A 12,330-nucleotide genomic window follows, 5' to 3' on the forward strand; every position below is an offset into this window, starting at 1 on the left:
CTACGGCCGGCCAACGGTGGGCGAAATCCTCACGCCGCCGAGATTGCCTGCGACGTCGCCGGGCCCACGCCGAGTTCGCACGCGGCGACGAGGTCCTCGGGAGTGTCGATGTCGGAGCGCAGTCCCGGCCAGTCGCCGGTCAACTCGACCGCGCCCGACTCGCGGTGACGCTGTGCGGAGCCGGCGCCGAAACGTGGTTGCAGGGCCACACCGAACGCGAACAACGCCGCGGTGCCCGTGCCGTGCCGGTCGGTGACGAAGCTGCGCGGATGGGCGCGGGCCGCGTGCAGCGCCTCGGCGAGTTCGACGCTCTTGAGAGCTGGTAGATCTCCTTGTAGGACAACGATATTGGAGCACTCTTCGCGAATCGCCGTTTCGGCTGCCGACAGCGCGTTGTTCAGCGGATCCCGGTGACCGGCGGGAGTCGGGTCGGCCAACACCCGTGCACCGAGTCGCCGGGCCGCGGATGCGGCGCCGTCGTCGGGGGTGACGACGAGCACCGAGCGCACCGCGGGCACCGTGATCGCGGCGCCGATCGTGTCGACGAGCATCGCGAGCACCACACTCTCGCGGTTGGTCGCCGAGAGGACCGGAGCCAGCCGTGTCTTGGCGGCGGTGAGCCGCTTGACCGCGATCACCAGTCCGATGTCGGCGTCCGGAGCGCTGTTTCTCATGCCGCTCACGAGCGCCATCCTGCCAGTCGATTATTCCCGGCTACTCTGAAGCCGTGGTTGAGGCGGCGGTGATGGGTGCCGGGGCATGGGGCACGGCTCTGGCGAAGGTACTGGCCGACGCGGGTAACAGTGTGACGCTCTGGGCGCGTCGACCCGAGCTCGCCGATGCGATCAACCGCACGCACCGTAACGACAACTACCTCGATGCGACGCTGCCCGAGTCGATCCGCGCCACCAGCGACGCCGCCGACGCCCTCACCGGCGCCTGCACGGTGCTGTTTGCGGTGCCGTCCCAGACCCTACGGACCAACCTCGAAGCCTGGAAATCGCACGTGGGCGCCGATGCCACCCTGGTGAACCTGGCCAAGGGCATCGAGCTCGACACCCTCCTGCGGATGAGCCAGGTCATCGCCCAGGTGACCGGCGCGGACCCGGGACGCATCGCGGTCGTCACCGGACCCAATCTCGCCAGTGAGATCGGGGCCGGGCAACCGGCGGCCACCGTCGTTGCGTGCACCGACTCCGGCCGGGCGGTGGCGTTGCAGCGGGCACTGGCCACCGGCTATTTCCGCCCTTATACCAACGCCGATGTCATCGGCGCCGAGATCGGCGGCGCCTGTAAGAACGTCATCGCCCTCGCCTGTGGAATGGCGGCCGGAGCCGGACTCGGCGAGAACACCGCGGCCGCCATCATCACCCGAGGTCTGGCCGAGATCATGCGCCTCGGAATCGCATTGGGCGCCAAGCCGGCCACCCTGGCCGGTCTCGCCGGGATCGGGGATCTCGTCGCGACGTGCACGTCGCCGCACTCCCGAAACCGGTCTTTCGGAGAACGGCTGGGCAAGGGAGGCACGATGCAGGCCGCGCTCGACGCGACCGGCGGCCACGTGGCCGAGGGGGTGACGTCCTGCCGGTCGGTGCTCGCGCTGGCCGCGAGCTACGACGTCGAGATGCCCCTGACCGAGGCGGTCCACGGGGTGTGTCACAAAGGACTGTCCGTCGACGAGGCGATCGCCCTGCTCCTCGGCCGAACGACCAAACCGGAGTAGCCGATGGCCGGGACCCACGGCGACTCCACCCGGAGTGTCAAAGCTGTTGCCTCTCAGGATGTTCCGGGCACAGCAGTAGCGGCCCCACCGGTTTTCGCCTCTGCGTACCACCTCGCCGCCGACGAGGACGACACGCTGGACAGCTACGGGCGCCGATCCAACCCGACCTGGCGACAGCTCGAATCGGCCCTCGCGCAACTCGAAGGCGCCGCCGCTGCTTTGTCTTTCGCCTCCGGGATGGCCGCGCTGACCGCGGTGCTGCGCGTGCTCGCACAACCGGGGCACACGCTCGTCGTCCCCGCCGACGGCTACTACCAGGTCCGCGCGTACGCCCGGGAGTACCTCGCCCCCCGCGGGGTGACCGTCGTCGAAGCGCGCTGCGCCGACATGGTTGATGCGGCCGCGCGCGCCGACGTGGTGCTCGCCGAGACACCGTCCAACCCCGAACTCGACGTGGTCGACCTGCACCGGCTGGCACTCACGTGCCGGTCGCGCGGCACCGTCCTCGTCGTCGACAACACCACCGCCACCCCGTTCGGCCAGCAACCGCTGTCGCTGGGCGCCGATCTCGTGGTGGCCAGCGCCACCAAGGCTCTCGCCGGTCACAGCGACGTGCTGGCCGGCTATGTCGCGGGCAGCCATCCCGAGCTGATGGAGCGGGTGGAGCGTGATCGTCTGCACGCGGGAGCGATCCTCGGCGCGTTCGAGGCCTGGCTGGTGACGCGCAGCCTCGGCAGTGCCGGGCTCCGGTTCGACCGGCAGTGTCAGAACGCGGCCGCTGTCGCGCTGACGCTGCGGTCACACCCCGCGGTGCGGTCGGTGCGTTTCCCCGGACTGGCCGACGATCCGTCGCACGAGGTCGCCGCCAGGCAGATGCGCCGGTTCGGAGGCATCGTGTCCTTCGAGCTGGCCGACGCCGACGCCGTGCATGCCCTGGTGGACCGCAGCGCCCTACTGGTCGCGGCGACGAGCTTCGGCGGCATCCACACCTCGGTGGATCGCCGCGCACGCTGGGGCGACTCCGTCGCCGCCGGCTTCGCGAGGATGTCGATGGGCATCGAGGACACCGACGACCTGGTCAGCGACCTGCAGCAGGCACTCGGACCGGCGTGACAACGCTGAACCGGTAACGTCTGCAGGTTGTGAATGCCCGCATCCGCGTCGCCGTCGTGTACGGCGGACGTAGCTCCGAACACGCGATTTCGTGTGTTTCCGCAGGCAGCATCCTGCGCAACCTCGATCCGGACAGATTCGAGGTGACCGCGGTCGGCATCACGCCCGAAGGGTCCTGGGTGCTCACCGAAGGACGTCCCGAGACGCTGGCCATCACCGACGGCAAACTGCCCGGTGTCACCGGCGATTCCGGGACCGCGCTGACGCTCACCGCGGACCCCGCGCGCCGCGGCCAGCTGGTGTCGCTGGGTGAGGCCGCGGGTGAGGTCCTGGCGTCCGCCGACGTGGTGTTCCCGGTGTTGCACGGACCGTACGGCGAGGACGGCACCATCCAGGGCCTCCTCGAGCTTGCCGGGGTGCCCTACGTCGGTGCGGGGGTGCTGGCCAGCGCGGCCGGCATGGACAAGGAGTTCACCAAGAAGCTGCTCGCCTCGGCAGGTCTGCCGGTCGGCGACCATGTGGTGCTGCGCGCCCGCGACTCGACACTGTCGCTGCAGGACCGGGAGCGGTTGGGGTTGCCCGTGTTCGTGAAGCCGTCGCGCGGCGGCTCCTCGATCGGCGTCAGCCGCGTCACCGCCTGGGACGAATTGCCCGCCGCCATCGAGCTGGCCCGACGCCACGACCCCAAGGTGATCATCGAAGCCGCCGTGCCCGGCCGCGAGCTGGAATGCGGTGTCCTGGAATTCCCGGACGGGCATCTGGAGGCGAGCACCCTCGGCGAGATCCGCGTCGAGGGAGTGCGGGGACGCGAGGACGGCTTCTACGATTTCGAGACCAAGTACCTCGACGACGGCGCCGAACTCGACGTACCCGCCAAGGTCGACGACGACGTCGCCGAGGCGATCCGCGCCCTGTCCCTGCGCGCGTTCACCGCGATCGACTGTCAGGGGCTCGCGCGCGTGGACTTCTTCCTCACCGACGACGGTCCCGTGATCAACGAGATCAACACCATGCCCGGCTTCACAACGATCTCCATGTATCCGCGGATGTGGGCAGCCAGCGGCGTGGACTATCCGACGCTGCTCGCGACGATGGTCGAGACCGCCCTGGCCCGGGGGACCGGTCTGCGCTGACGGCCGCTATCCGAGGGGCGCCGGTTGCGGGGTCTGCGCCGGCAGGGTCTCGGCGATGATCGTCGACAGCGTCTGGATGGCGGTGGGCCCCGAATCACGCGGAAGGGTCAGGGCCACATACACCGGGCGATCAACGGCGAACCAGGTGCTGCGGTCACCGTCGCCCACCCTGTCATCTCCCGCCCCAGCTTCGCCCACCCGGAACCACGAGACCGCATCCACCACCTGCAGCGGCGCCCCGGTGACGAATTCGGCGGGCCGATCGAGGCCGCAGCGCAGGATCAGGGCCTCGCCGTCGGGCGCCTCGGGCTGCCAGGCCGCGGCGCCCTGGGGTGCGGGCTCCACCAGCTGGGCACGCCGGTAATCACCGAGTTGCTCCGGGAGAGCCTCGACCAGGGACCGGCACTGCGGACTGTCGGCCTGCGGTGCGGGTATCCCGCTGACGGCCACCGGCTTCTGCGCGGGCTCACGTTGCATCACCGCGACGACGATCAGCAGCGCGACGACCGCACCGACCGCCACTGCAGCAGCGGCGATCAGCACGGCCCGCGGCGGTCCGTCGGCGGTCTCGCTGTCCACAACGCGCAACTCTAGGGCGCGGCCCCGTCGGCGATCGGGCAGGTCAGTGTCCGGGTGATCCCGGCCACCTGTTGCACTGCGGGCACCACGCCGGACTTCAGGTCATCGAGTGACGGCGCACCCACACGCACGACCACGTCGTAGGGGCCGGTGACATACTCCGCCGAGAGCACCCCGGTCAGACCGGCGAGCTGTTTGGCGATCACCTCGGCGCGGCCGACCTCGGTCTGGACCAGAACGAAAGCCTCGACCACGCCGAAATCCCTCCCACTGTCTGCATAGACTCCACGCCGCAGGGACCAAACGTACCGCAGGTGAAAGGAACTGACATGGCGGCCGAAGACGCCGACGCGACGCTGTCGGAGTTGGGGGAGTTCGCCGTCATCGACAGGCTGGTGGCCGACCGCCGGCAACCACCCGCGGTGTCGCTCGGGCCCGGCGACGACGCCGCAGTCGTGTTCGCCGCCGACGGCAGAACCGTCGTGTGCACCGACATGCTCGTCGAAGGGCGGCATTTCCGGCTGGACTGGTCCACACCGCACGACATCGGACGAAAAGCCATCGCGCAGAACGCCGCCGACATCGAGGCGATGGGCGCCCGGGCGACCGCCTTCGTGGCGGCGTTCGGGGCGCCGGGGGACACCCCGACGGCCGCGGCCGTCCAGGTGGCCGACGGGATGTGGCACGAGGCCGCGCTGCTGGGTGCGGGCATCGTCGGAGGTGACACCGTCGCGGCGCCGCAATGGGTGATCTCGGTCGCCGCGCTCGGTGATCTGGGCGGGCGTGAGCCGGTGCGCCGCGACGGCGCCCGACCCGGCGACACCGTCGCCGTCACAGGCGTTCTCGGACGTTCGGCGGCCGGGTATGAGCTCCTGCGCAACGGGATCGACGGCTTCGACGAGCTCCGTCGGCAGCACCGGGTGCCCTCGCCGCCCTACGGTCAGGGGGCCATCGCAGCCCAGGCCGGGGCCACGGCGATGACCGACGTCTCCGATGGGTTGCTGGCCGACCTCGCTCACATCGCGTCGGCCTCCGGCGTGAGCATCGACATCACGCTCGACACGCTGACCGCCGACGTGGCAGCCGTGGCCGACGCAGCGGGGGCGACCGGTGTGGATGCGAGGCAGTGGGTGCTCGGCGGCGGGGAGGACCATGCGCTCGTGGCCACGTTTCCCGGTGCAGTCCCGCCGAATTGGCGCGTCCTGGGCACGGTGGCCGCGACGGCCGCGGACGGAGCGCCTGCCGTGACCGTCGACGGGTCGCCCTGGATCGGTAACGCGGGCTGGCAGTCGTTCTGATCCGGGCGGCCCGCTAAGTTGGCGTCTCGTGAACGCACGCCCCTTGAGTGAACTGGTCGACGACGGATGGGCCGCCGCGCTGGCGCCGGTCGAATCCCAGGTGGCGCAGATGGGGGAGTTCCTGCGCGCAGAACTGGCTGCCGGCCATCGCTATCTACCTGCCGGACCGAACATTCTGCGGGCATTCACGTTCCCACTGGAGAAGGTCCGGGTGCTCATCGTCGGACAGGACCCCTACCCGACGCCCGGCCACGCGGTGGGACTGAGTTTCTCGGTGGCACCCGACGTGCGCCCGTTGCCGCGCAGCCTGGACAACATCTTCAAGGAGTACCGCGCAGACCTCGGCCATCCGGCGCCGTCGAACGGGGACCTGACGCCGTGGTGCGAGCAGGGCGTCATGCTGCTCAACAGAGTCCTCACGGTGCGACCCGGAACACCGGCCTCGCATCGCGGGAAGGGATGGGAAGCCGTCACCGAATGCGCGATCCGCGCACTCGTCGCGCGCAGACAGCCGATGGTGGCGGTGCTGTGGGGGCGGGATGCGTCGACGCTGAAACCGATGCTGGAGGACACCGCGGTGATCGAGTCACCGCATCCGTCGCCGCTGTCGGCCTCGCGTGGATTCTTCGGCTCGAAACCGTTCAGCCGCGCCAACGAGTTGCTGGCGCAGCGGGGCGCCGAGCCTGTGGACTGGCGCCTGCCCTAGGAGACTGCGCCATCGTCGTCCGACTAGCCGCACCGGTCGGACTCCTCAACGCGGCTCGTACCTCGCCGCTTGATCGTCGTCCGACTAGCCGCGGGCGACCTTGCCGGCCTTCAGGCACGACGTGCACACATTCACACGCTGCTTGTTGCCGCCCGGGCTCGATACCGCGCGCACCGACTGGATGTTCGGATTCCAGCGACGGCTGGTCCGGCGATGGGAGTGCGACACCGACTTGCCGAAGCCGGGGCCCTTCCCGCAGATCTCGCACACGGCAGCCATAGTGAGAACTCCTCGAATCAGTACTTAGGGGTCTAGGTCGGGGTCTGGGTCCGTTCGGCCACCACCGTGGCGCGGACCGACCCGACAACCCGATCAGAATACCGGCCGTCCCATCGATCGCCAAAAACGCGGTGATCGCGGTGTCCACAGCCCCCACCCTGCGGTCTTCGATGCTGTCCGTGTCACTGGATAGGCTGACGCCGACGGCGGTGCGGATGTGGAGGTGGAATGTCGGCTCGGCGGCTCGATGCCTCCACGTTACGGCGGTGGGCGCACGATGCGGTCGCCGCGCTGATCAGCCACACCGACGAGATCAACCGGCTCAACGTCTTCCCGGTCGCGGACGCCGATACGGGCACGAACATGCTGTTCACGATGCGTGCGGCGTGGGCTCAGGCCGACTCGGACGCGGCCGACGACGTCACCGCGATCACCGCGGCGCTGGCCGCCGGTGCGCTGCGCGGCGCGCGCGGCAACTCGGGTGTCATCCTCTCGCAGATCCTGCGCGCCCTCGCCGAGGTGACGGCAGAAGCCGCCGAGGAGCGTGGGGGAGTGCTCAGCGAGGTCACCGGGGAGATGCTGGCTGCCGCGCTACGCCACGCCGTCGCCCTGGTCGTCGCCTCGATGGGCGAGGCTGTGCCCGGCACCATCGTCTCGGTCCTGCACGACGCCGCGGCCGCGGCCGAGGACGCCGTGTGCGGGCAGGCCGACCTCGCCGCCGTGGTGGTCGCGTGCACGCAGGCCGCCGCCGCCGCACTGGACCGCACCCCGACACAACTCGACGTGCTGGCCGATGCCGGGGTCGTCGACGCCGGCGGCCGGGGATTGCTGGTGCTGCTCGATGCGCTCAGTGCGATCCTGACCGGTGAGCTGACCCGGCGGCAGGTGTATCTGCCGGATCCGAAGCACGCGGCGGGGGCGGCCGCACCGCCGTCGCCGACACCCGGCTTCGAGGTGATGTATCTGCTCAGCGACTGCGACGCCGAGAACGTCGAGCAGCTTCGCGCCCGCCTCGATGCGCTCGGCGACTCCGTCGCCATCGCCGCATCCGGGTTCGGAGAAGCCGGGGCGGGTCACTATTCGGTCCACGTCCACGCCGACGACGCCGGCGCCGCCGTCGAGGCGGGCCTCGCCGTGGGCACGTTGAGCCGGATCCAGATCACCTCCCTTCACGGCGGTGCCGACCGCTCGTCGGCGGGCAGCTGGGGCCGGGAGCGCGCGGTGCTGGCCGTCGTCGACGGCGAGGGCGCCGAGGAGCTGTTCGTCGGTGAGGGCGCCGCTGTGCTGCGCACCGAACCGGGCGTGGAGATCAGCGCGCAGCAGCTGCTGCACGCACTCGTGAAGACCGGCGCCGCACAGGTCATGGTGCTGCCCAACGGGTATGTCGCCGCCGAGGAGATCGTCGCCGGTTGCGCCGTCGCCGCCGACTGGGGGATCGACCTCGTGCCGATCCCGACGGGTTCGATGGTCCAGGGACTGGCCGCACTGGCCGTGCACGATCCCGGCCACCGCCTCGTCGACGACGGATACACGATGGCCCGGGCCGGCGCAGCAGCGCGTTTCGGTTCCGTGCGGATCGCGGCGGAGGACGCGCTGACCTGGGCCGGGGCATGCCGTCCCGGCGACGGACTCGGCATCACCGGCGACGAGGTCGTCGTCGTCGGCGACGACATCGTCTCTGCGGCAACAGGTCTGATCGATCTGCTACTGGCCGCGGGTGGAGAGCTCGTGACGGTCCTGACCGGCGACGGCGTCGAATCCGAGGTGGGCGCCGCGCTCGCCGAACACGTCCACCACAATCATCTCGGCGCCGAACTGGTCACCTTCCACACCGGCCACCGCGCTGACGCGCTGCTGATCGGGGTCGAGTGACATGGCCACCCTCGACGACAGACTCGATTTCGTGATCGGAGCCAAGGCGGCCCGTCCCCTCGAAGAGCACCTCGGGCTGCACACGGTCGGCGACCTCGTGCGGTACTTCCCCCGCAAGTACAGCGACGCGATGACCGTGCGCGGCGAAGGCGAGGATCTCGATCTCGAAGAGGGAGAGCACGTCACGTTCGTCGACGTGATCGCCAGAGCCGAACTGAAGAGGGTCAGGAACCAACCGTCGCGGGAGTTTCTCGTTGTGACCCTGCGGGACCGCCGGCCGAAGGTCACGGCGACCTTCTTCAACCCGAAGTGGCTGAAGAAGACCCTCGTGGAAGGCACGAAGGTGATGCTCTCCGGCGAGGTCGGCTACTTCCGGGGCACCATGCAGCTGACACATCCGGCCTTCATGGTGCTGGATTCGGCCTCCGGCAAGACCGTCGGCACGAAGTCGCTGACGTCGATCGCGTCCACCAGTGGCGCCACCGGAGACGATCTGCTGGCCGAGTTCGAGAAGAACTACTTCCCGATCTACGCCGCGACGTCGAAGGTGCAGACCTGGGACATCTACGCATGCGTGCGCCAGGCGTTGGCCGTCCTCGACCCCGTCCCCGAGACTCTGCCGGACTGGTTTGTGCGCGAACACGATCTGATGAGCGAGGACGAGGCGCTGCGCGCGGTGCATCTCAGCGAGAACGCAGAAGACCGCGCCCGCGCCATCGAGCGGCTGACCTTCGACGAGGCCGCAGGCCTGCAGTGGGGTCTGGTGGTACGCCGTAACAGCGAACTCGGCGCGTCGGGCCCACCCGCCCCGCGCCGCGGCGGCGGACTGGTGGACGCGATGACCGCGCAGCTGCCTTTCGAGCTCACCGCCGGACAGCAGGAGGTCCTCGCCGTGATCTCCGAGGAACTGGGCGCCGCCCGGCCGATGAACCGCATGCTGCAGGGTGAGGTCGGGTCGGGCAAGACCGTCGTCTCGTTGTTGGCGATGTTGCAGATGATCGATGCCGGCTACCAGTGCGCACTGCTGGCACCGACGGAAGTCCTTGCCGCCCAACATGCTTCGTCGATCAGGTCGATGCTCGGCGCACTGGCCGGCGCCGGTGAGCTCGGTGGCGCCGAACAGGCCACCCGGGTGTCGCTGCTGACCGGGTCGATGTCGGCGGCGCAGAAACGTGACGCCCGACGCGAGGTCGCCTCCGGAGTGGCCGGAATCGTGATCGGCACGCACGCCCTGCTGTCCGACTCCGTCGAATTCGACAACCTGGGCATGGTCGTGGTCGACGAACAGCACCGCTTCGGGGTGGAGCAGCGAGATCGCCTGCGCGCCAAGGCGCCGGCCGGCCTCACCCCGCACCTGCTGGTGATGACCGCGACGCCGATCCCGCGGACCGTGGCGCTGACCATCTACGGCGACCTGGAGACCTCCACGCTGCGCGAGCTGCCGCGCGGCCGTCGGCCGATCACCACGAACACGATCTTCATCCGGGACAAGCCCGCCTGGCTCGACAGGGCGTGGACCCGCATCGCCGAGGAGGTCGCGGCGGGCCGTCAGGCCTACGTCGTCGCGTCGCGTATCGACGAGAACGACACCGCGGACGGTAAAGCAGACGGCAAGGCCAAGAAGGCGAAGAAGACCTCGGAGTCCGATCAACAGGGGCCTCCGCCGGTCACGGTGGTGGATCTGCTGGCCCGGTTGCAGCGGGGGCCGCTGTCCGGAGTGCGGTTGGGCCTCATGCACGGCCGGCTCTCCGGAGACGAGAAGGACGCGGTGATGGCTGCGTTCCGTGCCGGCGACATCGACGTGCTGGTCTGCACCACGGTGATCGAGGTGGGCGTCGATGTGCCCAACGCCACGGTCATGGTGGTGATGGACGCCGATCGTTTCGGCATCAGCCAGTTGCATCAGCTCAGAGGCCGCATCGGGCGCGGAGAGCATCCCAGCCTGTGTCTTTTGGCGACCAACCTGCCGGAGTCCTCGAAAGCGGGCCAACGTCTCACAGCGGTGGCGGCCACCCAGGACGGTTTCGAGCTCGCCGAGCTCGACCTGCGGGAGCGCAGTGAGGGGGATGTACTCGGGCTGTTCCAATCCGGGCGTCCGGTCACCCTGCGGTTCCTGTCGCTGGCCGACCACGTCGAGATCATCCTGTCCGCCAGGGAGCTGTGCGAGACGGTCTACGCGTCGGATCCGCTCGACCCCGGCATGGCGGCGCTGTCGGCACCGTTCACCGATTCCGACAAAGTCCAGTACCTGGACATGTCTTGAGCCGCAAGCAGACTCTGTGGCTGGCGGTGGCCGTCGTCCTGGCGGTGATCGTCGCGTACCAGACCGTCGAGAACTCCGCGCAGCGTTCGGCGCAGTTCGTCGCCGACGCCGACGTGCCGACCGTGGCGCCCGGCGAGGACGTCCTCGCCGGCGTGGCGGTGGTGCCCCTGCGGCTCCGTGGTCACGACTACCGGCGCGACGCATTCGGTGACGCGTGGACCGATGACAACGACGCACCGGGCGGCCGCAACGGCTGCGACACCCGCAACGACATCCTCGATCGCGACCTGGTGGACAAGACCTACGTCGCGATCAGTCGGTGCCCGACGGCCGTGGCCACCGGCATCCTGCACGACCCGTACACCAGTCTGATCGTTCCGTTCACCCGCGGAAACCAGACCGGGGCCGCCGTCCAGATCGAGCACATCGTGCCGTTGGCTTACGCGTGGGACCAGGGTGCCCGATTCTGGACCGACCAGATGCGGGTGCGCTTCGCGAATGACCCGGCCAATCTCGTTGCCGTGCAAGGCGAGGTGAACCAGGACAAGGGTGACAAGGAGCCGGCACTGTGGATGCCGCCCAACGCGGCGTTCCACTGCCAGTACGCGATGCAGTTCATCGCGGTCTTGCGCGGCTACCGCCTGCCCGTGGACGCGCCGTCTGTGCCTGCGTTGACGCGGGCCGCCGAGACCTGTCCGACACGCTGAGTCCCGTCAGCTAATTGACGTCTTCAGCAAATGTCGTGTCGGGCAATCGCGTCCGCATTCCTCGGTGTCTGTGCGACGATCGGTGCCGATGTGCCGGCCTTAGCAACTTCGATGCTCACGATGGGGTGGTGGACATGACGATGTCGATGGTTGTGGTGTGCCGGGCGGTGACGGTTTTTGCGTTCGCGGCACTGGCCGCCGCAGCGACACCGGGCGCGTGGGCCGAGCCCGGTGCACCCACCGGGCCGGGCGACCCGCGCTGCATCGAGATGCCCACCGCCGGCGTGTGTCAGGGCGGTCCGTACGCGATAGCGCCCGCGGCGCCCACGGGACCCCTGGATCCCGCGTGCATGTCCAATCCTGCCGATGCGGCGTGCGCGGGTAGCCCGTACCTGCCGCCACCACCGCCGATCGTCCAACCGCCGGCCGCCGCCGCTCCACCGCCGATCGCCGCGCCTCCGATCGCCGCGCCTCCGATCGCCCCGCCGCCGATCGCACCACCGCCGATCGCCGCGCCTCCGATGGCGCCCATCGCGCCGCCTCCCATCATGGCGCCGCCGATCAGCGCGGCGCCGACGATCGCGACCCCGTCGATCTCACCCACGATGTCGGGCGGCGCCGGCATGCCCGGCATCATGTGAACGCGACGTGGAGGAG

General features: G+C 69.7%; 13 protein-coding genes. 9 read left to right on the top strand and 4 right to left on the bottom strand.

Annotation, left to right across the window (positions count from 1 at the left end; all coding sequences use genetic code 11):
• Positions 1 to 29: 29 nt before the first annotated feature.
• Positions 30 to 674 (bottom strand): 2-phospho-L-lactate guanylyltransferase, encoded by a 645-nt coding sequence (gene cofC / locus DYE23_RS09945; RefSeq protein ID WP_041788673.1) that lies wholly within the window; start codon positions 672 to 674, stop codon positions 30 to 32.
• Between the two features lie 53 nt (positions 675 to 727).
• On the opposite strand from cofC, the gene DYE23_RS09950 reads away from it, so the two are divergent.
• From DYE23_RS09950 to DYE23_RS09960, 3 genes are read left to right on the top strand one after another with little or no spacing between them, the layout of a single operon-like run.
• The gene (locus DYE23_RS09950) at positions 728 to 1,723 is read left to right on the top strand and encodes an NAD(P)H-dependent glycerol-3-phosphate dehydrogenase (RefSeq protein WP_235660368.1); all 996 of its coding nucleotides are present in this window, start codon (positions 728 to 730) and stop codon (positions 1,721 to 1,723) included.
• Between the two features lie 3 nt (positions 1,724 to 1,726).
• The gene (locus tag DYE23_RS09955) at positions 1,727 to 2,836 is read left to right on the top strand and encodes a cystathionine gamma-lyase (protein WP_115327124.1); all 1,110 of its coding nucleotides are present in this window, start codon (positions 1,727 to 1,729) and stop codon (positions 2,834 to 2,836) included.
• A gap of 29 nt (positions 2,837 to 2,865) precedes the next feature.
• Complete coding sequence (locus tag DYE23_RS09960) at positions 2,866 to 3,969, top strand: D-alanine--D-alanine ligase family protein (protein WP_011895063.1); 1,104 nt, start codon at positions 2,866 to 2,868, stop codon at positions 3,967 to 3,969.
• A 6-nt stretch (positions 3,970 to 3,975) separates the two neighbouring features.
• Here the strand turns inward: DYE23_RS09960 and DYE23_RS09965 are convergent, their stop codons facing one another.
• Both DYE23_RS09965 and DYE23_RS09970 read right to left on the bottom strand, forming a co-directional pair.
• The gene (locus tag DYE23_RS09965) at positions 3,976 to 4,548 is read right to left on the bottom strand and encodes a DUF3515 domain-containing protein (RefSeq protein WP_115327125.1); all 573 of its coding nucleotides are present in this window, start codon (positions 4,546 to 4,548) and stop codon (positions 3,976 to 3,978) included.
• An 11-nt stretch (positions 4,549 to 4,559) separates the two neighbouring features.
• Entirely contained in the window at positions 4,560 to 4,802 is a 243-nt protein-coding gene (locus DYE23_RS09970) for an Lrp/AsnC family transcriptional regulator (RefSeq protein WP_011895061.1), read from the bottom strand.
• 75 nt (positions 4,803 to 4,877) lie between these two features.
• Between DYE23_RS09970 and DYE23_RS09975 the strand changes: the two genes are divergently transcribed.
• Positions 4,878 to 5,846 carry a thiamine-phosphate kinase gene (locus DYE23_RS09975; RefSeq protein WP_115327126.1) on the top strand — a complete coding sequence of 323 codons (969 nt, stop codon included), beginning with the start codon at positions 4,878 to 4,880 and terminating at the stop codon, positions 5,844 to 5,846.
• A 28-nt stretch (positions 5,847 to 5,874) separates the two neighbouring features.
• Positions 5,875 to 6,552 carry a uracil-DNA glycosylase gene (locus DYE23_RS09980; protein WP_011895059.1) on the top strand — a complete coding sequence of 226 codons (678 nt, stop codon included), beginning with the start codon at positions 5,875 to 5,877 and terminating at the stop codon, positions 6,550 to 6,552.
• A gap of 84 nt (positions 6,553 to 6,636) precedes the next feature.
• On the opposite strand, the gene rpmB is transcribed toward DYE23_RS09980, so the two are convergent.
• The gene (gene rpmB / locus DYE23_RS09985; RefSeq protein ID WP_011895058.1) at positions 6,637 to 6,831 is read right to left on the bottom strand and encodes a 50S ribosomal protein L28; all 195 of its coding nucleotides are present in this window, start codon (positions 6,829 to 6,831) and stop codon (positions 6,637 to 6,639) included.
• A 228-nt stretch (positions 6,832 to 7,059) separates the two neighbouring features.
• Here rpmB and DYE23_RS09990 point away from each other — a divergent pair, with 228 nt between their 5' ends.
• The 4 genes from DYE23_RS09990 (at position 7,060) to DYE23_RS30835 (ending at position 12,314) form a co-directional block, all read left to right on the top strand.
• Entirely contained in the window at positions 7,060 to 8,703 is a 1,644-nt protein-coding gene (locus tag DYE23_RS09990) for a fatty acid kinase ATP-binding subunit FakA (protein WP_115327127.1), read from the top strand.
• A gap of 1 nt (position 8,704) precedes the next feature.
• Positions 8,705 to 10,966, top strand: a complete 2,262-nt coding sequence (recG, locus tag DYE23_RS09995) for an ATP-dependent DNA helicase RecG (protein WP_115327128.1) — start codon at positions 8,705 to 8,707, stop codon at positions 10,964 to 10,966.
• Positions 10,963 to 11,673, top strand: a complete 711-nt coding sequence (locus DYE23_RS10000; RefSeq protein ID WP_011895055.1) for an HNH endonuclease family protein — start codon at positions 10,963 to 10,965, stop codon at positions 11,671 to 11,673. The genes recG and DYE23_RS10000 overlap by 4 nt, the downstream gene beginning before the upstream one ends.
• Positions 11,674 to 11,807: 134 nt before the next feature.
• Positions 11,808 to 12,314, top strand: a complete 507-nt coding sequence (locus DYE23_RS30835) for a hypothetical protein (protein ID WP_172527742.1) — start codon at positions 11,808 to 11,810, stop codon at positions 12,312 to 12,314.
• Positions 12,315 to 12,330 lie beyond the last annotated feature (16 nt).

Origin of the sequence: Mycolicibacterium gilvum (genome assembly GCF_900454025.1) — a bacterium.
Lineage (GTDB): Bacteria > Actinomycetota > Actinomycetes > Mycobacteriales > Mycobacteriaceae > Mycobacterium > Mycobacterium gilvum.